Consider the following 20,360-nt stretch of genomic DNA (forward strand, 5'->3'; position numbering starts at 1 on the left):
AATGAGCACAGAAATTAAAGTTCCTGTTCTTCCTGAGTCGGTTGCAGATGCTACCGTTGCTACATGGCATGTAAGTGTTGGCGACAAAGTAACTCGCGATCAAAACTTAGTAGACATTGAAACAGATAAAGTGGTTTTAGAAGTGGTTGCACAGCACGACGGTGTAATTACAGAAATATCACAAGAAGAAGGTGCAACCGTACTTGGCGATCAAGTTATGGGTTTACTTGGTGATGCTGATGCAGCGCCAGCAAGTGAAGGTTCAACTAAAGAAGAATCAGCACCCGCTAAATCAGAAGACGCGCCAGCGGCGCAATCAGCACCAGCATCAGAAGGTAAAGAAGTGGACATTAAAGTACCTGTACTTCCAGAATCAGTTGCAGACGCAACAATTGCTACATGGCATGTACAACCAGGTGACGCGGTAACACGTGACCAAAACTTGGTAGATATTGAAACAGATAAAGTTGTTCTTGAAGTAGTTGCTCAAGACGATGGCATCATGGGTGATATCATTCACGGCGAAGGCGATACTGTATTAGGCGAGCAAGTAATTGGTTCGGTTAAAGCAGGCGGTGCACCAGCGGCTCCAGCTGCAAAAGCAGACTCAGCGCCAGCAGCAGATTCAAGCGAAAGTTCAGATGTATTAACACCATCAGTTCGTCGTTTAATCGCTGAGAAAGGCCTAGACGCTTCTAAGATTAATGGCACGGGTAAAAATGGTCGTGTAACTAAAGAAGACGTTGATACTTTCTTAAAAGCACCAGCGTCAGCGGCTAAAAAAGCAGAAGCTTCTGCTCCAGCAGCACCGATGGGCGATCGTACTCAAAAACGTGTTCCAATGACGCGTTTACGTAAAACGATTGCAACACGTCTTCTTGAAGCTAAAAACTCAACTGCAATGTTAACAACATTCAACGAAGTGAACATGGAACCAATCATGAGCCTTCGTAAGCAGTACCAAGAAGTGTTTGAAAAGCGTCATGGTATTCGTTTAGGTTTCATGTCTTTCTACGTGAAAGCGGTAACTGAAGCACTTAAACGTTTCCCAGATGTTAACGCATCAATTGATGGTGACGATATTGTTTACCATAACTATTTTGATATCAGCATTGCAGTATCTACTCCACGTGGTCTAGTTACTCCAGTACTTAAAGATTGTGACAAATTATCTGTTGCTGAAATCGAAAAAGGTATTCGTGAACTAGCACTTAAAGGTCGTGATGGTAAGCTTACGCTTGCTGATATGACCGGTGGTAACTTCACTATTACTAACGGTGGTGTATTTGGTTCATTACTATCTACACCTATCATTAACTTGCCACAATCTTCGATTTTGGGTATGCATAAAATCCAAGACCGTCCTATGGCGGTTAATGGTAAAGTAGAAATACTGCCTATGATGTATTTAGCACTTTCTTATGATCACCGTATCATTGATGGTAAAGAATCTGTTGGTTTCTTAGTGACTATTAAAGAGTTACTTGAAGATCCAACTCGCTTATTGCTAGATGTTTAATCTAGTTGTATGAAATGTAAGCTGTGGATGAAGATTCACAGCTTTTTTTTTGCGCCTTTGGTCGTACTGGGGTTTTCATGTTAAGCCTTGGGATCTATACTAGGTGCGCAATTTGGGATAGTTGTCTGTTTATAAAAATAGTCAGCTCTTTTAGTATAAAAAATTGGATAAAGCATCATGAATTTGCATGAGTATCAGGCAAAACAACTTTTTGCCGAATATGGTTTACCAGTTTCTCAAGGTTTCGCTTGCGATACACCTGAAGAAGCTGCAGCAGCTGCTGAAAAGATCGGCGGTGATATGTGGGTTGTTAAAACTCAGGTTCACGCAGGTGGACGTGGTAAAGCTGGCGGTGTAAAGCTAGTTAAAACGATCGACGAAGTAAAAGCGTTTGCAGCTAACTGGTTAGGTAAAAACCTAGTTACTTACCAAACAGACGAGAAAGGCCAGCCAGTTGCTAAAATTTTAGTAGAAAGCTGTACTGACATTGCTAACGAATTGTACCTAGGTGCAGTAGTTGACCGTGCATCTCGTAAAGTAGTTTTCATGGCGTCTACTGAAGGCGGCGTTGAAATTGAAACTGTTGCTGAAGAAACACCTGAACTTATCCACAAAGCTGAGATCGATCCGTTAGTAGGTCCTCAAGCTTACCAAGCACGTGAACTTGGTTTCAAACTGGATCTTAACCCAGTACAAATGAAACAGTTCGTTAAGATTTTCATGGGTCTTGGTAAAATGTTCACTGATTTTGATTTCGCATTACTTGAAATCAACCCGTTAGTAATCACAGACGAAGGTAACCTTCACTGTCTTGACGGCAAAATCGGCATTGATGGTAATGCACTTTACCGTCAACCTAAAATCCGTGAGTTCCACGATCCATCTCAAGAAGATGCTCGTGAAGCACATGCAGCAAGCTTTGAGCTTAACTACGTAGCCCTTGATGGCAACGTTGGTTGTATGGTTAACGGTGCAGGCCTAGCGATGGGTACTATGGACATCGTAAACTTACACGGTGGCAAACCAGCTAACTTCCTAGATGTTGGCGGCGGCGCGACGAAAGAGCGTGTTTCTGAAGCATTCAAAATCATTCTTTCTGACGACAATGTTAAAGCTGTTTTAGTAAACATCTTTGGCGGTATCGTTCGTTGTGACATGATTGCTGAAGGCATCATTGGCGCAGTTAAAGAAGTAGGCGTAAACGTACCAGTAGTTGTACGTTTAGAAGGTACTAATGCTGAACTAGGTCGTGAAGTGCTAGCTAAATCTGACCTTAACATCATCGCTGCTGAATCACTAACAGACGCTGCTGAGAAAGTAGTTGCTGCTGCGGAGGGCAAATAATGTCTGTATTAATCAATAAAGATACAAAAGTTATCTGTCAAGGTTTCACAGGTGGTCAGGGTACTTTCCATTCTGAGCAAGCACTTGAGTACGGTACTCAAATGGTTGGTGGTGTAAGCCCAGGTAAAGGCGGTCAAACGCACCTTGGTCTTCCAGTATTCAACACAGTTCGTGATGCAGTACAAGAAACAGGCGCAACTGCGTCAGTTATCTATGTACCAGCACCTTTCTGTAAAGATGCAATCTTAGAAGCTATCGATGCTGGCATTGAGCTGATTGTTTGTATCACTGAAGGTATCCCCACACTTGATATGGTTGACGTTAAAGTTAAACTAGATCAAACAGGTACTCGTATGATCGGTCCTAACTGCCCAGGTGTTATCACTCCTGGCGAGACTAAGATTGGTATCATGCCTGGCCATATCCACAAACCTGGTAAAGTAGGAATTGTTTCTCGCTCTGGTACTTTAACGTACGAAGCAGTTAAGCAAACTACGGATGCTGGTTTTGGTCAGTCTACGTGTGTTGGTATTGGTGGTGATCCAATTCCAGGTACTAACTTTATCGACGTTTTAGAAATGTTCGAAAAAGATCCACAAACTGAAGCAATCGTAATGATTGGTGAAATCGGTGGTACTGCAGAAGAAGAAGCTGCAGAGTACATCAAAGCTAACGTAACTAAACCTGTAGTATCTTACATTGCTGGTGTTACTGCACCAGAAGGTAAGCGTATGGGTCACGCTGGCGCGATCATCGCAGGCGGTAAAGGTACTGCTGATGAGAAATTTGCTGCATTAGAAGCTGCGGGCGTAAAAACTGTACGTTCACTTGCTGATATCGGTAAAGCACTTAAAGAGAAAACAGGCTGGTAATCGCTTATTTTTCTTAAAAAAGGCTCGCTTATGCGAGCCTTTTTGTTATCCGGTAAAAAATTTTAGAATGGGTAACTGATATGCTGAAAAAAGCGTACCGATAAGTCTTGGCGCTGTTTATTTATAGAAAGTTCATCACATAAACTGTGAATTGTTTTTTCTACTTGATTCATAAATCGCCCATAGCCTATCTCATGTTTATTTTGGTTGGTAGCAGCAACGACAAAGTGTATGGTTTCGACAAGTTTATTTGCTTCATAAAAGCATTTGATTTGGCTTTCTATTGATTCAACGTCAAAACTCAGTTTTTGTAGTTCAGCATTGCCTTCATTGTTATCTATTTTACTATTTCGGATAATAGGTATCGCACCATTGGCGACCATTGCACCATGTGTTAGCTTGTTATTTTTACATACACGCTCAAAATTATCTGCAAAGTAGTCGTAAAATTTTCCGAAATCGTGATTATTCACCAGTGTTTGAAATTGCGTTTTGATAGCTCGGGACACGGGAATAGTAAACGTTGCGTATGTCATCTCGGCATATTCATCCGGTATATTACATTGCCTAGATTGATAACGCGGGTAGAGGCTTCTTAGCTTGTAACCATAGCTTTCTTTATTGCCTTTTTCTTTAGCAAATAAATCGTAAGTAAGATGTTGGTGATCGCGCAATTTAAATTGAGATTGATTTATAAATAATTGTTCTTGTAACAGATTTAAAACTTTTTGTACTTTATTATGAAATTGCGCTGAGTTTGCACGTAAATCTTCACCTGTTGCGAGAAATAACAAACGTATTTTTTTGCTCTGTGTATTTGGTGTGTAATAAAGTTTATGGGCTTCGTGATAGCGAGGGTTATAAAAAAACAACATTTGCTTATCCGTTTCTAATTGATAAGCCTCATCATGAAAACGCACCACAGGTAGCTTATCGTTTGCTAGCAAATGTACGTTATGGAGTTCGTACTCATCACAATACGCAAATAACTGACGCGCAATACGCTCATAGCAACAATTTATAGTGCTAAAGCTATTATAAAACGCTTCGTTAGGGGTTATTTCAGCTAATAAATAGTGGTTAGCGCGTGCATTAGTTGGAATATATACGCGATGTTGGTTAAGTGTAGCCATCTTCGAATCCTTATAAAGTAGGTTATCGGCTTACTATAATTGGCTTTGATGACCTAAATATTGCGCTAAAACAAATTTTATTGATAAATAACAGTTCAAGTGAATTAAAGTTAATCAATATCTAAAATAAACCTTAAGCTATTGCTGTATGTTAGTGATTGTTTTTGTAATAATGGATTAGTTTTGTTATTACGTAATATTTAGAGGATTGCACTCCTATGGCGGAAATTGAGAATCGCCCAAGTAACTTTATTAGAACCCGAATTGATGAAGATTTAGCAAGTGGAAAGCATGCAACTACGCATACACGTTTTCCACCTGAACCAAACGGCTTTTTACATATTGGCCATGCAAAATCAATTTGTTTAAATTTTGGTATTGCGAAAGACTACAATGGTTTATGTAACCTACGTTTTGATGATACAAACCCTGAAAAAGAAGACATTAACTACGTTAATTCTATAAAAGAAGATGTACAGTGGTTAGGCTTTAATTGGGATGGCGATATAAAGTATTCTTCTAACTATTTTGATACTTTATATGGTTACGCTGTTGAGTTAATTAATAAAGGCTTAGCGTACGTGTGCTTTTTAACAGCAGATGAAGCGCGCCAGTACCGTGGCACATTAAAAGAGCCAGGTAAAAACAGCCCACACAGAGATACAGCGGTTGAAGAAAACCTCGCATTATTTGAAAAAATGCGTGCGGGTGAATTCAAAGAAGGCGAGTGTGTTCTGCGTGCAAAAATTGATATGGCAAGCTCTTTTATGGTGCTGCGCGATCCAATTATTTATCGTGTACGTTTTGCTCATCACCACCAAACAGCTGATAAGTGGTGCATTTACCCAATGTATGACTTTACGCACTGTATTTCAGATGCACTTGAAGGCATTACACATTCGTTATGTACACTCGAGTTTCAAGATAACCGTCGTTTATATGATTGGGTACTTGATAATATCAGTCTAGAGTGTCACCCACAGCAAATTGAGTTTTCACGCTTGAATCTTGAATACACTATTATGTCTAAGCGTAAGCTAAGTGATTTAGTAGTAAATAACTTTGTTGAAGGGTGGGATGATCCACGTATGCCTACTATTGCAGGTCTACGTCGTCGTGGTTATACACCAGGGTCAATTCGTGAGTTTTGTTTGCGCATTGGCGTAACAAAACAAGAGAATATGGTTGAAATGGGCATGCTTGAAGCGTGTATCCGTGAAGACTTAAACGAAAATGCACCACGTGCAATGGCCGTACTCGATCCTGTTAAAATTGTTATTGAAAACTACGATGCAGACAAGATTGAGGTTTTATCTGTGGCTAATCACCCAAATAAAGAAGAAATGGGTCGTCGTGATGTGCCGTTTACGCGTGAAATTTATATCGAACGTGAAGATTTTAAAGAAGAAGCAAATAACAAGTTCAAACGTTTAGTACTTGATAAAGAAGTACGCTTACGTGGTGCTTATGTTATTAAAGCCCTGCGTGTCGAAAAAGACGAAAATGGCGAAATCACAACTATTTTTTGTACTTACGACAGCGAAACACTTGGTAAAAACCCAAGTGATGGACGTAAAGTAAAAGGCGTTATTCACTGGGTTTCAGCACCAGAGTCTATCACTGCAGAAGTACGTTTATATGACCGTTTATTTAGCGTGGCAAACCCAGCAGCCGCTGATGAGTTTGAAACAACACTAAACCCAGAATCACTGGTTGTTTTATCAAATGCGAAACTAGAGCCATCACTTGCTAATTCACAAGCAGAGCAGGGTTTTCAGTTTGAGCGTACAGGTTATTTCTCTCGTGATTCTAAATCAGAGAATGTGGTATTTAACCAAACAGTGGGTCTTCGCGATTCATGGTCTAAAACACAGTAGCTACGTTTAATAATGAGCCTGTATTTATACCGGCTCACTATATCTACCGTCTTTTAGGCACAAAAAAACCTGCACTTAGCAGGTTTTTTTATTGCTTTTAAAAGCGGTATTAGCTGTTTGCATCGCTAAATGCTTTACACGCTACTTTATCGTTACACTCACCGTATAAATATAAAGAATGGTTTGTAAGTTTAATACCATTTTCTTCGGAAATTTCAAGTTGACGACGTTCAATCATCTCATCTTCAAACTCTACAACTTTACCACACTTCAAACATACTAAATGATCGTGGTGCGTGCTTCCTGAAAGTTCAAATACAGATTTACCACCTTCAAAGTGATGACGGCTTACAATACCCGCATCATCAAATTGGTTAAGTACACGATATACAGTCGCAAGACCGATTTCTTCACCTAGATCCAAAAGAATTTTGTAAACATCTTCAGCGCTGATGTGTTGGTTATCTGGAGATTGTAAAATCTCTAATATTTTAATACGCGGTAAAGTTACTTTTAAACCGGCTTTTTTAAGTTCCAAGTTATGATCAGTCATTAAATCTGTCTCAATTTTATTTGGTTATACTAGACATCTTGCAAAGATGTACACGACACATTAGCAATAAACAGGATAACGTGCCTAAGCGTGAAGTGCAAAGAACAATTGACTTATATTCTCACTAAAGCTTAAAACACTAACTGTTTGATAATTATTTAAACAGTTAGTGTAATGCGCAGAAAATTAGTCAGCTAATTCACTTAAACACATTTCTTCATATACTTGAGCAGACCATGCTTTAACACGCTGTTCTGTAAGCTCAGGTTGACGGTCTTCGTCGATACCCAAACCAACAAAATGCTTGTCGTCAGCCATACCTTTTGATGCTTCAAAGTCATAGCTATCACTTGGCCAATGGCCGACAACAATCGCGCCACGTTCAGTCACGATATCGTTGATCATGCCCATAGCATCCAAAAAGTACTCAGCGTAATCTTCTTGGTCTCCGCAACCAAAAATAGCAACAAGTTTACCTTCAAAGTCAACTTCTTCAAGCTCTGGGAAAAAGTCATCCCAGTCACATTGCGCTTCACCGTAGTACCAAGTAGGGATACCGAATAAGATTAAATCAAATTCAGCAATCTCTTCTTTAGAGCTTTTTGCAATATCATGAACAGCCACTAGCTTTTTACCCAATTCTTTTTGGATCATTTTTGCTACGTGTTCTGTGTTACCTGTGTCACTTCCGAAAAAAATGCCTACACTTGCCATGGATTTAAAACCTTTTATGTATCAATAGCCAATCTTTCTTGTAAAATCGTTTCAATCAGCGCACTGCGGCTAATATTTTGTGCATCTGCCATATCACTCAATGCTTGATATAACTGCGATGAAACTTTAAATTCAACACGCTTTAGACCACGTGCTTTATCTCTTTTTATTTGATTACGTTTATTTACCTTTAACTGCATATCCCGAGAAAGGGGATTGGTTTTAGGTCTGCCTGGGCGTTTTTCGTATTCAAATAAATCGAGTGTTGTTCTATCTGTTTCTGACTTCGCCATGCTTAACCTACACCTGCGCCTTGCCAAAATACTTGAATAAGCCCTTTAGCAATAAAGCCTGAACACCCTAAAAAGAGTACGCCCCAAACAATATACTGTCCGAACTTAGGCACATTACCACTTTTTAGTACGTCTTTAATTGCCATGCCGATGAATATGAAAATACCGGCTAAGCCAAAATACAACCCTAGGGTATCAAATTCGTTAATTAACTGACTGACCATCAACGTATAACCTTTAAATTAAACGGCGCGTACTATAGCATATAAATATACATATATTTAGTACGCAAAATCAAAAACACGCGATTAAAATTACTTTAAATCGCAGTTAAAAAGTCATTTATTGCTTTATTAACAGCAAGTGGCTTTTGTGCATGAAGCCAATGTCCTGCGCCATGAATGATTTTAGCTTTGGTGTTTTTAAAGCGCGCTGTAATTACACTACGATGCTCAGGCAGAATATAGTCAGAATCATTCCCTTTGATAAAAAGAGTATCGCATAAACAAGAATTGTTTTCATTAACGTTGGCTGTAATTGTTGAATATTTTTCATCAAGCACATTTAAGTTAAATCGCCATGCAAATTGACCTTGCTCATTTTTAGCAAGGCTTTTAAGCAAAAACTGTCGGACCCCAAGCTCTTCAATAAAAGGCTGCATTAGTGTATCGGCTTGTTTTCGATCGTCGATTGATTGCGCTGCAACCGCTTTTAATGCTTGCAGTATTTTTGTATGGCGTGGCGGATAGCTAACGGGTGCAATATCAAGTACGACTAGTTTATTTACCCGCTCAGGGTGGGTAAGTGCTAATTCCATTGCGACTTTACCACCCATAGAGTGCCCAACTAAGTGTGCTTTATCTATATTTAAGTGATCTAGTAACACAACAATATCTTGTGCCATTGCAGGATAGTTCATTTCATCGCTATGAGGTGACAGGCCATGATTACGTAAATCAACGTTTATAACATTAAAGTGTTCACTTAATGGCTTGGCGATTACATTTAAGTTTTCTAATGATCCAAAAAGCCCGTGGATCAAAATAACATTAGGACCTTGCCCTTGTTGCTTGTAATTTAACTGCATACTAGCCTCCTGAAAATTTGGCCATAGTTTGCCGAGCATTGCATTAAAAAGCAAAAAATACAGCGACTATTTATCTAATTCGGCTTTTGGATGTTAAATCAACAAGAGGGCGTTAAATAATAGTCTATTTATATGTTTGCAGTATATGTTGTCGGGAGTGCTTGTTGTAACTCGCATTTCTAATTGGTTTGGGTATAATCAGTCGGGAGAAAAAATGTGACCCGTAATAACAGGAAGAACATGAAACAAATCGACATAGACGACGAGTTATATCAATATATTGCAAGCAATACGCAAAGTATTGGCGAAAGTGCATCCACTATTTTACGTCGTTTATTAAATCTGAGTGGCGAAAAAATTCAATCTGCAAACGTAGAACTAACTCAAAACAATCAAACTGCGACAATGTCTACCTGCGCATTGAAGACCTCTGAGCTAGCTGTTGAGCCATCAAAAAAACAAAAAACGCTTGCTGTCACACCGGTGAAGCAAAAAAATGATAATGTTTTTAATGTATTGAACAAAGAAGAACTGGCAATGCAAAAAGGCGTTGTAGGGCGTTTTTTGTTTATTTTAAGTGCATTTTACCGCACTCATAAAACTGATTTTTCGGCCGTATTAGATATTAAAGGTCGCGACCGAGTATATTTTGCTACCAGCAAAGAAGCCTTAGTTAATAGCGGCAGCAGTATGAATCCTAAAAACATAACTGATAGTGAATATTGGGTTATGACGAACTCTAATACAACGCGTAAAAAAATGATGCTTCATGAAGTTGCTCTTTGCCTTGGATATAGTGCAGAGCAAGCTGAAAAAATTCGCGATTACTTGTAAGGAAATATAATGGCTATTCACTCAGGCGCAGGCAAAACAGCTCCACAATCGGCGCTGGTTAATGTTCCAAAATTAGTTTCTGCCTATTACTTAAATGAACCCGATCTTGAACAATTCCCAGAGCATTGTGTTGCTTTTGGTACATCAGGCCATAGAGGTTGTTCTTACGATGTTAAATTTAACGAGTCGCATATTTTAGCTATTACACAGGCTATTTGCGATTACAGAAAACAAAATGATATTTTTGGTCCGTTATTTTTAGGTAAAGATACACACGCATTGAGTGAGGCCGCGTTTAACTCCGCCATTGAAGTACTCGTTGCTAACGAAGTGCAAGTGATCACACAAGAAAACGGCGATTTTACTCCAACACCTGTGATCAGCCACGCCATTGTCAGCCATAATAAGTTACACCCAAATGAATTAGCAGATGGTATTGTCGTTACGCCTTCGCATAATCCTCCTGAAGATGGTGGTTTTAAATATAACCCACCTAATGGCGGGCCTGCTGATACCGACGTCACTAAATGGATTGAAGACAGAGCTAATCAGCTATTATTAGAAGATTTAGTCGAGGTAGAGCTATTTCCATTCGCTAAAGCATCGCGCTCAGGTTTTATTCGATACGAAGATTTGATGACGCCATACATTGATGATTTAGCAAATATCGTTAATTTAAAAGCAATTAGCGATGCAGGTATCAAAATAGGTATCGATCCCCTGGGTGGTTCAGGTATACATTTTTGGCCTGTCATAGCAAAAAAATATAATTTAGATTTAACCGTTGTTAATGATGTTGTCGACCCTCGCTTTGCTTTTATGCCGCTGGATAAAGATGGCAAAATTCGTATGGACTGCTCATCGCCTTATTCAATGGCTAATCTTATTGCATTGAAAGATGATTTTGATATTTCGATTGGTAACGATCCTGACTACGACCGTCACGGTATTGTAACGCCAGATGGTTTAATGAATCCAAATCACTTTTTAGCAGTTGCTATAGACTACTTACTTAAATACCGAGATTGGAACTCTAACGTAGAAATTGGTAAAACACTGGTTTCTAGCTCTATGATCGACAAGGTCGCTTTGCGAAACAACCGTAAAGTAAAAGAAGTACCAGTGGGTTTTAAATGGTTTGTTGAAGGTCTAAGTAAAGGCAAACTTGCTTTTGGTGGCGAAGAAAGTGCAGGTGCTGCATTTTTACGTTTTGATGGCTCTGTATGGTGTACAGATAAAGACGGCTTTATTATGGGGCTGCTTGCTGCCGAAATATTGGCCGTAACGGGTAAAACACCATCAGCACTTTATAAAGAGTTAGAACAAGAATTTGGCTCTCCAATTTATAAACGCCTTGATGCACCGGCAACAAGTGGTCAAAAATCACGTTTAAAAGCATTGAGTGCCGCTGATGTTAAAGCCGATACGCTTGCTGGCGAGCCTATTTTGCAAAAATTGACTCATGCACCGGGTAACGATGCCGCTATCGGCGGTTTAAAAGTGGTCACCGAAAACGGCTGGTTTGCAGCGCGTCCTTCAGGTACCGAAGATATTTATAAAATTTACCTTGAATCTTTCAAAGGTGAAGCGCATTTAGCATTGCTAGAAAAAGAAGCTAAAAAGCTTGTAGATTCAGTTATTAGCTAACTGAGTTTAATAATTTTGAAAACGGCTGATTTATTCAGCCGTTTTTGCATCTATCCCTTGAGCATTATTGTACCAATTTTATTAAAACATGATCACTTTAGCGTATTAAATAACTCACTAACTACGTAAAAAATTATTTATATAGAGCAGCTATGTATCATAATTTTAGCCTTGTTATTGAGCTATTTTCTTGTCGCTATAATAGATCATTAATTTAATGCAATTGGTATTAAAAGTAGACGCTTGAGGTTTTATTCTCATATTCTATAAAAGGGCTTATTACATGTCAGCCAATCCATCTTACTTAAATGAATTAAAACTAACCGGTGATTTTTTAACGCTTAGCCGTAATAACGAATGGCATTTAGATGCAGGTGAGTTTGTTTTAGATAATGGCACGCGTGTGAATATACACGACACCGGAGTAATAGAGTTTCAACCTGCGGTTAAAACAACAAAAGATGTGGTTTATTCAAGTGCTGTACACGGTAACGAAACTGCACCAATCGAAATTTGTGACGCACTGATCACACAAATTATAAACGGTGAGCTAATACTTAAGCAGCGTGCCTTGTTTATTTACGGCAATCCGCAATCGATTAATATTGGTTTGCGTTTTGTAGAAGAAAATTTAAATAGATTATTTAATGGCTACCATACAGTTGAAGGCGTGCCAATGAATAATGAGCGCACCCGCGCTGCAAAGCTTGAGCAATATGTAAGTGATTTCTATGCACGTGGCGAGCTAGGAAGTAGCCGATGTCATTACGATTTACACACTGCAATTAGAGGCTCCAAAAACGAAAAGTTTGCGGTATATCCATTTTTGCATGGTAAACCGTGGAAAAAATCTCAGCTACAGTTTTTATTAAGCTGTGGTGTAAACACCGTGCTTATGATGAAATCACCTGCGACAACGTTTAGTTACTATTCATCATTTGTACATGGTGCAGATTCTTTCACGGTTGAACTTGGTCAAGTTAAGCCATTTGGTGAAAACGATATGACCCGCTTTGAAAAAACAAAGCAAACGTTAACTGCATTAATTAGCCAAAATGAAGTGCAATACCCTAAATTCAATGCAAATGATTTTGAACTTTTTGCAGTGCATCGCACAATTAACAGAACACAGGATGATTTTAGTTTTCCTTTTTCAGATGACGCCGAGAACTTTACAGGCTTTGCGAAAGGTGAACTACTTGCAACCGATGGTGATACACCGTTTTATGCCAACGTTGAAGGCGAGGCTATTATTTTCCCAAATGCAAATGTCGCGTTAGGACAAAGAGCGCTGTTGACTGTTATCCCGATGAATATTGGTAGTAATTTCGTATAAGCTCACTCATCAGACCACTGCTAACCTTAAGTTAACTATATGATTACTATTAATTAAAGTAACCGTATTGTTAACTTGCCACTTATTTAACCAGTATTTGCTTTTGTTTTGTCTTAGATCTGTTGAATAACACTTTACGTTAACGTAAAGTGTTGGCAGCTTTAATTAAAGATAGTGCAGATATTGCAAAGTTTAACCTGCAATAATCACCCACAATAATAATTTAAAGGGGCACTGTTTTACCGACAACAAAAGAAGGTAGGTTATGAGTAATCCAAATAACGTATCGCTGAATATTAACCACACGCTTGAATTTATTGACGGCCAAGCACTTAATATTCCAACCCTTAGTATTTTAACTGAGGATGGCGACATTCACCCTAGTGCAACCGCACCTGATATTTCAAAACATACCGCGATTAAATTATACGAAACAATGCGTTTTATACGTTTATTGGATGAGCGTATGCAAGGTGCACAACGCCAAGGCCGTGTTAGTTTTTATATGCAATGTTTAGGTGAAGAGGCCGCTGTTACTGCCTCTGCTGCAGCACTTGATCAAGACGATATGATTATGGCTCAGTATCGTGAACAAGCTGCACTGCATTATCGTGGTTTTACCCTAGATCAATTTATGAACCAAATGTTTTCAAATGAATTGGATTTAGGCAAAGGTCGTCAAATGCCAATTCACTATGGTTCTAAAGCGCTAAACTACATGACGATTTCATCGCCATTGGGTACGCAAATACCACAGGCAACAGGTTATGCATATGGCCAAAAAATAAAGCACATCGACGCAAAAACTGGCGAGCTTGCAAGCACAATTGATAATGTGACTATTTGTTACTTTGGTGAAGGTGCGGCATCGGAAGGTGACTTTCATGCGGGTTTAAATATGGCGGCTGTTCACAGAGCGCCGGTTATATTTTTTGCACGTAATAACGGTTATGCAATATCAACCCCTGCTGATGAACAGTTTAAAGGTGATGGCATTGCATCTCGCGGTGTCGGTTATGGCATTAAAACAATTCGTGTTGATGGCACAGATGCACTGGCTGTGTATGCGGCGACTAAAAAAGCACGGGATATAGCCTCTACACAAGGTGAACCAGTACTCATAGAATCGATTGCTTATCGATTAGGTGCGCACTCTACGTCAGACGATCCAAGTGGCTATCGCTCTAAAGATGAAGAAGCAAACCACCAAGCGTGTCCAATAGATAAATTTAGAAAATGGCTGGTCAAGCAAGACTGGTTAAACGAAGAAGACGATACAAAAGCGAAAGAATCAATCCGTGAAGAAATTTTAGCGGCGCTTAAGCGTGCTGAAGTTATTGCAAAACCCGCATTAGAAGAGCTAGTGTCGGATGTTTACGATACGCCAATTCCGTTATTACAACGCCAGTACGAGCAATTAAAAGAACATATCAAACAGCATCCAGATGCTTACCCAGTCACAGCAGGGAGAATTAAGTAATGGCTAAAATGAACATGCTCCACGCAATTAACTCTGCGCTCGACATCACGATGAATGAACATCCTCAAGCCTGCATTTTTGGTGAAGACGTTGGTTACTTTGGTGGTGTATTTAGAGCAACATCGGGCTTGCAAGAAAAATACGGTAAGCATCGTGTTTTTAATACACCTTTAACAGAGCAAGGCATTTTAGGCTTTGCTAATGGTTTAGCGGCATTTGGTGCACCTGCACTGGCTGAAATTCAGTTTGCTGATTATATTTTTCCTGCCTTTGATCAAATAGTAAATGAAGCTGCTAAGTTTCGTTATCGCAGTGGTAATGAATTTGATGTGGGTAACTTAACCATTCGTACACCTTATGGTGGTGGTATTGCTGGTGGTTTATACCATTCACAGTCACCAGAAGCTTATTTTGCGCACACACCGGGTTTAAAAGTGGTTGTACCGCGCAACCCTTATCAAGCGAAAGGTTTATTACGCGCATCAATTAAAGATGACAACCCAGTAATATTTTTTGAACCAAAACGTTTATATCGCGCATCAATTGGCGAAGTACCAGAAGAAGATTACAGCATTGAATTAGGCACAGCTGAAGTAGTGCAAGAAGGCGCTGATATTACGCTATTAGCCTGGGGTGCTCAAATGGAGATTATCGAAGATGCGGCTAAACAAGCGAAAGAGCAAGGGATTAGCTGTGAGGTGATTGATCTTCGCAGCATATTACCATGGGATGTAGATACAATTGCTAAATCGGTTATTAAGACTGGGCGTTTAATTGTCAGCCATGAAGCACCTATAACCAATGGTTTTGGGGCAGAAATAGCGGCGACTATCCAGCAAGAATGTTTTCTTCATTTAGAGTCACCAATTTTACGTGTATGTGGCTTAGATACGCCATACCCATTGGCGCTAGAAAAAGAATATGTACCAGATGCATTAAAAGTGTTAGCTGCAATTAAACAATCAATGGATTTTTAGGGGTTATCATGGCTAAAGATTTTATATTACCCGATATTGGTGAAGGCATTGTTGAATGCGAAGTTGTTGAGTGGCTAGTGCAAGAAGGCGATACTGTATCTGAAGATCAGCCAATTTGTGATGTAATGACAGACAAAGCATTAGTGCAAATTCCGGCTGTGCATGATGGCGTTATTTCAAAGCTATATTATCAAAAAGGTGAAATTGCTAAAGTACATGCCCCTTTATTTGCTATGGATGTAGCGGGTGAGAATAAGCATAATGAAGCTGCTCAAGAAACACTTCAAACTGCACCTCAAACTAATAACAACGCAGCTGATTTGGTTGAGGACTTTATACTCCCTGATATTGGTGAAGGTATTGTTGAGTGTGAAATTGTCGATTGGTTAGTCGCAGAAGGCGACGAAATAGAAGAAGATCAAGCGGTTTGTGACGTGATGACCGACAAAGCATTAGTGCAAATTCCGGCAAAATACACAGGCACAGTGCAAAAGCTTTACTATCAAAAAGGTGAAATAGCGAAAGTACATAGCCCATTGTTTCAAATGACAATTGCGGGCAGTGCAACAAAACCTAATGTTGATATAAACCAAGCTGTCGTAAAGGCTCAAGCTAATGCTGTCGCTGAAAAAGTTGCCCCTGTTAAAATGCAGCAAGCTGCTAAAGTTATCAATCAAAAAGCGGTTGCATCACCTGCGGTTCGTCGCAAAGCACGTGAACTTGATATTGATTTAACGAGTGTACCTGGCAGTGGCAAGAATGGGCGTATTTACAAGCAAGATATTGAAGAGTATATAAAAGGCGAAGTGCCAAATACGATTGATACGTCACCGCTTAATAGTGATGCTTCTCAAAGTGCAGTACAAAACCAAATGCAGAATACAACTGGTGGCGTACGAGTCGAGCCTATTAAAGGCATTAAAGCGGCTATGGCAAAGCAAATGGTGGCTTCGGTCTCTACAATCCCACACTTTACGTTTTGTGATGAAATTGATTTAACCGATCTTATCGCCTTAAGAGGCTCTATGAAGGAGCAATACAAGGCGCAAGGCGTTAAGCTCACTATGATGCCGTTTTTTGTAAAAGCGTTGTCACTTGCAATGAAAGAGTACCCAGTACTTAATTCTAAAGTAAATGATGAATGCTCTGAGCTGACTTATTATAACGATCATAATATCGGAATCGCAGTCGACTCAAAAATAGGTCTATTAGTCCCTAATATTAAATCGTGTCAGAGTAAAAGTATTGTAGATTTAGCAAATGATTTAACTCGATTGACCGAGTCCGCTAGAGAAGGGCGTGTTGCACCGGATGATTTAAAAGGTGGGACAATTAGCATCTCTAATATTGGTGCAATTGGCGGTACTATTGCGACACCTATTATTAATAAACCAGAAGTGGCTATTGTTGCGCTAGGAAAGTTACAGCATTTACCGCGTTTTGATAGCAACGGGCAAGTCGTGAGCAGAGCAATTATGCAAGTAAGCTGGTCTGGCGATCATCGCGTTATTGATGGCGGTACGATTGCACGCTTTAATAACGTGTGGAAATCTTATCTAGAAAACCCATCGACAATGATGATGGCTATGAGTTAATAGCTTTTAAAAGAATTCCTTTTAGCAGAATCATCAACAACATTGTTTGTGATTAAGAAAGGCTCGGCAACTGCTGAGCCTTTCTTGTTGGCTATTTACAAAAGATTTAAATTTCAGCGAAAAAATACAAGCTATAACCTATTAATAAAGCAGGAACTGATGTATACAATGTCGCGATAATAGCTGCTTTCGGGGCCATTGCAATTGCTGGAAATAACGCATCCCCATCATTAGAAATCGCGTTCCCTACTAAAGCACTAAAAGGAATAATGCCTTGAATATAAAGCGTTGTAACAATTATTTGCGGACCACAACCAGGTAAAAACCCTATAAGCACTGCAATTAATGGGGCTAAATAGGCGTAATGTACAAACCACGTTTTTAAATCAAGTCCTGCAATGTTAACCAAAATCTCAAATAGCATAAAAGAGGCGACAACCCACGCCGTTACAAAGTGTGTGTCTTGTAATACTTTTATTATTTTAGAAGGGGGGTTACATGCATCGTCTTCTGACGTTACTTCTTGATAGCTTTCACCTCTTGACGAAAGTGCCCAAATACTAACAATAAATAAAGCCATTACCGCACCAAATAGCGTAATCACAGTGCTTGTACTTGCACCATACTGTGAAAAATCAATATTAAACGCAATCAAAAATGCAATTACAAGGCTTGGTATAATTGCAACCATCCAAACCGGTTTACTGATTTTAATAATGTTAGTTGAGAGTATTTTAATTTGGTGCTTTTGTTCTTGCGCTGTTGGGCATAAAAAATCTTTTTTGTGTATTGTATTAACCAGTAAACCACTGAGTGTACCAACTACTAACCCTATCCCCATAATTAACAAGCCTTCAGTAGGGCGGGTAGCAAGTAATAAAAATGCGGCATCGCCCATTGTAGCTGTTAGCACAGCAACAATAGCACCAAAGCTTGCTTGGCCTTTTGTAAATTGAGTAACCACAATAATAGCGCCACCACAGCCAGGTAATGCACCTAAAACCGCTGCAAAGCTAATTTCTAGAACCGGTGATTTCGCGCTTAAATAACTAAGCTCTAATTGAGGTAAGTGTTCTATAGCGTAGTAATAAATTAAAAGGGTTGTGGCAACAAACACACTCACTTGAAAAAATGCATCACTTAATGCGGTCATTGTTATTTCGCGTAATTGCGGTATTGCAAGGCAAGTTAAAATAAATAAAGGCAGCAGTAAGCGTTTATTTTGGCTCAAAAATCGTTTTGAGGCAGGAGTAATAAAACCAATGCGAGGAAGTGAAATCATACAATGCGACCTAATCAATTAACTAGGTCACACTGTATATTTTAATTAAATGATAATCAATATCATTTACATCTATTTGAATCGATTACTCTGTTTTAGTTTTTCGATAGCTAAACTCAAGTTAATTTAAATTTGAATTTAAGGCTGTGATTAAATTGGGCTACTTACGCTGAAATTCAGAGTTTGTATTCCACGTTGGCCACTGTTCTGTTTCAGAAATATCAAAACCTACCTTATAAAATAATTGTAAGTCTTGAACAGCACCCGATAAATCCCATTCATCACGGTAACGGTCACATGGTTGATGGTAACAACCGCGAAGTACTAAGCTCATACGTTTACGGTAATTAGCTGTTTCTTCATCAGCAGCCACGGTGCCGCCACCTGCGTACATAGCCGGAACACCCATGTTAGCGAATGCAAAGTGATCAGAGCGGTAATAGCCACCCGATGACGGTTTAGGATCGCCTGATATTGTTCTGCCTTGCTCTTTGGCCGCAGTTTCTAAAAACTCATCCATTTGTGATTTACCTATACCCACCACATTCATGTCTTTTACTTTGCCTAATAAATTTAAGCTATCCATGTTTATGTTAGCGACTGTTTTATTGGCTGCAATCACTGGATTTGCTGCATAGTATTTAGAGCCTAATAAGCCTTGCTCTTCAGCGGTTACCGCTAAAAATGTCATTGAGCGGCTAGGGTGCTTAGGTAATTTTGTAAAGGCTTCGGCTACTTCAATTAGCCCAGCGGTGCCCGTTGCGTTGTCGTGAGCACCGTTATAAATTTGATCGCCTTTACGTGTTTTATCTGTACCTAAGTGATCCCAATGAGCTGAGTAAATAACATGCTCATCTGGTTGTTCGCTTCCTGGTAAAGTAGCAATAAAGTTATATGATACTGATTTTTTAATGGTATTTTTAACATTAACAGAAGCAGTTAAGTCGCCCATGTCAACATAGTAAGCACCTTTTGCAGCGTTTTCTTTAGCTGTATCAAAATCTAATCCCGCTTTAGTAAAGAGCTCCTTTGCAACCTCAGTTGTCACCCAACCTTCAACTGCAACACGGTCCATGTTGTTGTTTTCTTTTTGAAAACCAAACTGCTCGCCGCTCCACGAGTTTTCAACAACCGACCACGGGTAAGATGCAGGTGCTGTTTCATGAATAATAATTGCACCAGCGGCACCTTGTCGACTAGCTTCTTCGTATTTGTATGTCCAACGACCATAATAAGTCATTGCATCACCAGTGAATAAGGCTGGATCTTTTGTAGCAAAGCCCGGATCGTTAACCAACATTACAACTGTTTTGCCTTTAACGTCTAAGCCTTCGTAATCATTCCAATTATATTCAGGTGCGTTAACGCCGTAACCCACAAATACGAGTTCAGAATTTTCTATGCCTTCTTGTACGCTTATACGACTGCTACCCATAACCATGTCTTTTTTATATTGATAATCTTTGCCACCAATACTTAGCACCATGTTCGAATCTGCTTCAAGGGATACAAGCGGTACTTCCTGTAAGTAACTGTCGCCATTACCAGGAGCTAAACCTAAGGCTTTGAACTGCGTTGTTAAGTAGTCAAGTGTTAGCTTTTCACCAACGGATGAAGGCGCGCGGCCACCAAATTCATCTGATGCGAGTACTTTTATATGCTCAGCCAGTTCATTTGCTTGGATACTGTTATAACCATTGGTTATGTCGGTAGGAGTAATACGTGATGTTGCACAGCCAGCTAAAATAGCACCAGCAAGTAAAGTAAGAGAGAAATAACGTTTCATATCAGCTCGTTTCTTGTTTTAAGTTCTAGCA

Annotated in this window: 18 protein-coding genes; 10 read left to right on the forward strand and 8 right to left on the reverse strand. The window is 39.5% G+C overall.

Annotated elements, in window-relative coordinates; translation table 11 throughout:
• The first annotated feature begins 1 nt into the window (after window position 1).
• The 3 genes from odhB to sucD all read left to right on the forward strand — a co-directional run bounded on the left by odhB (window position 2) and on the right by sucD (window position 3,735).
• The gene (gene odhB, locus H5119_RS00650) at window positions 2–1,519 is read left to right on the forward strand and encodes a 2-oxoglutarate dehydrogenase complex dihydrolipoyllysine-residue succinyltransferase (RefSeq protein WP_182700828.1); all 1,518 of its coding nucleotides are present in this window, start codon (window positions 2–4) and stop codon (window positions 1,517–1,519) included.
• A 177-nt stretch (window positions 1,520–1,696) separates the two neighbouring features.
• Window positions 1,697–2,863, forward strand: a complete 1,167-nt coding sequence (gene sucC / locus H5119_RS00655; protein WP_149614221.1) for an ADP-forming succinate--CoA ligase subunit beta — start codon at window positions 1,697–1,699, stop codon at window positions 2,861–2,863.
• Entirely contained in the window at window positions 2,863–3,735 is an 873-nt protein-coding gene (gene sucD / locus H5119_RS00660) for a succinate--CoA ligase subunit alpha (RefSeq protein WP_054204708.1), read from the forward strand. The genes sucC and sucD overlap by 1 nt, the downstream gene beginning before the upstream one ends.
• Before the next feature lie 62 nt (window positions 3,736–3,797).
• On the opposite strand, the gene H5119_RS00665 is transcribed toward sucD, so the two are convergent.
• A complete protein-coding gene (locus H5119_RS00665) occupies window positions 3,798–4,868 on the reverse strand; it encodes a DUF3083 family protein (protein ID WP_182700829.1) in 1,071 nt (356 codons plus the stop codon).
• Window positions 4,869–5,086: 218 nt separating this feature from the next.
• On the opposite strand from H5119_RS00665, the gene glnS reads away from it, so the two are divergent.
• Window positions 5,087–6,745, forward strand: a complete 1,659-nt coding sequence (gene glnS / locus H5119_RS00670; protein WP_182700830.1) for a glutamine--tRNA ligase — start codon at window positions 5,087–5,089, stop codon at window positions 6,743–6,745.
• A 109-nt stretch (window positions 6,746–6,854) separates the two neighbouring features.
• On the opposite strand, the gene fur is transcribed toward glnS, so the two are convergent.
• The 5 genes from fur to H5119_RS00695 form a co-directional block, all read right to left on the reverse strand.
• Window positions 6,855–7,298 carry a ferric iron uptake transcriptional regulator gene (gene fur / locus H5119_RS00675; protein ID WP_182700831.1) on the reverse strand — a complete coding sequence of 148 codons (444 nt, stop codon included), beginning with the start codon at window positions 7,296–7,298 and terminating at the stop codon, window positions 6,855–6,857.
• Between the two features lie 186 nt (window positions 7,299–7,484).
• A complete protein-coding gene (gene fldA / locus H5119_RS00680) occupies window positions 7,485–8,012 on the reverse strand; it encodes a flavodoxin FldA (RefSeq protein WP_077538030.1) in 528 nt (175 codons plus the stop codon).
• Between the two features lie 14 nt (window positions 8,013–8,026).
• The gene (gene ybfE / locus H5119_RS00685; protein ID WP_002962928.1) at window positions 8,027–8,305 is read right to left on the reverse strand and encodes a LexA regulated protein; all 279 of its coding nucleotides are present in this window, start codon (window positions 8,303–8,305) and stop codon (window positions 8,027–8,029) included.
• A 2-nt stretch (window positions 8,306–8,307) separates the two neighbouring features.
• Window positions 8,308–8,529: a DUF2788 domain-containing protein gene (locus tag H5119_RS00690; RefSeq protein WP_002962930.1), complete on the reverse strand. Its 222-nt coding sequence runs from the start codon at window positions 8,527–8,529 to the stop codon at window positions 8,308–8,310.
• A 95-nt stretch (window positions 8,530–8,624) separates the two neighbouring features.
• Entirely contained in the window at window positions 8,625–9,392 is a 768-nt protein-coding gene (locus H5119_RS00695) for an alpha/beta fold hydrolase (protein WP_077538029.1), read from the reverse strand.
• A gap of 240 nt (window positions 9,393–9,632) precedes the next feature.
• Here H5119_RS00695 and seqA point away from each other — a divergent pair, with 240 nt between their 5' ends.
• The 6 genes from seqA (at window position 9,633) to H5119_RS00725 (ending at window position 17,261) form a co-directional block, all read left to right on the forward strand.
• The gene (seqA, locus tag H5119_RS00700; RefSeq protein ID WP_077538028.1) at window positions 9,633–10,226 is read left to right on the forward strand and encodes a replication initiation negative regulator SeqA; all 594 of its coding nucleotides are present in this window, start codon (window positions 9,633–9,635) and stop codon (window positions 10,224–10,226) included.
• A 9-nt stretch (window positions 10,227–10,235) separates the two neighbouring features.
• Window positions 10,236–11,873 carry a phosphoglucomutase (alpha-D-glucose-1,6-bisphosphate-dependent) gene (gene pgm, locus H5119_RS00705; protein WP_182700832.1) on the forward strand — a complete coding sequence of 546 codons (1,638 nt, stop codon included), beginning with the start codon at window positions 10,236–10,238 and terminating at the stop codon, window positions 11,871–11,873.
• A gap of 283 nt (window positions 11,874–12,156) precedes the next feature.
• Window positions 12,157–13,209: a succinylglutamate desuccinylase gene (gene astE / locus H5119_RS00710; protein ID WP_182700833.1), complete on the forward strand. Its 1,053-nt coding sequence runs from the start codon at window positions 12,157–12,159 to the stop codon at window positions 13,207–13,209.
• Between the two features lie 265 nt (window positions 13,210–13,474).
• Window positions 13,475–14,689, forward strand: a complete 1,215-nt coding sequence (locus H5119_RS00715) for a thiamine pyrophosphate-dependent dehydrogenase E1 component subunit alpha (protein WP_138584301.1) — start codon at window positions 13,475–13,477, stop codon at window positions 14,687–14,689.
• Window positions 14,689–15,666: an alpha-ketoacid dehydrogenase subunit beta gene (locus H5119_RS00720; protein WP_182700834.1), complete on the forward strand. Its 978-nt coding sequence runs from the start codon at window positions 14,689–14,691 to the stop codon at window positions 15,664–15,666. Before H5119_RS00715 ends, H5119_RS00720 begins: the two co-directional genes overlap by 1 nt.
• A gap of 8 nt (window positions 15,667–15,674) precedes the next feature.
• Window positions 15,675–17,261 (forward strand): dihydrolipoyllysine-residue acetyltransferase, encoded by a 1,587-nt coding sequence (locus H5119_RS00725; RefSeq protein ID WP_182700835.1) that lies wholly within the window; start codon window positions 15,675–15,677, stop codon window positions 17,259–17,261.
• Between the two features lie 106 nt (window positions 17,262–17,367).
• Here the strand turns inward: H5119_RS00725 and H5119_RS00730 are convergent, their stop codons facing one another.
• Complete coding sequence (locus H5119_RS00730) at window positions 17,368–18,543, reverse strand: putative manganese transporter (RefSeq protein WP_182700836.1); 1,176 nt, start codon at window positions 18,541–18,543, stop codon at window positions 17,368–17,370.
• A gap of 160 nt (window positions 18,544–18,703) precedes the next feature.
• Complete coding sequence (locus tag H5119_RS00735) at window positions 18,704–20,329, reverse strand: M28 family metallopeptidase (protein ID WP_182700837.1); 1,626 nt, start codon at window positions 20,327–20,329, stop codon at window positions 18,704–18,706.
• Between the last annotated feature and the right edge of the window lie 31 nt (window positions 20,330–20,360).

Origin of the sequence: Pseudoalteromonas sp. SG45-5 (assembly GCF_014164085.1) — a bacterium.
In the GTDB taxonomy this organism is placed as follows: Bacteria; Pseudomonadota; Gammaproteobacteria; order Enterobacterales; family Alteromonadaceae; genus Pseudoalteromonas; species Pseudoalteromonas aliena.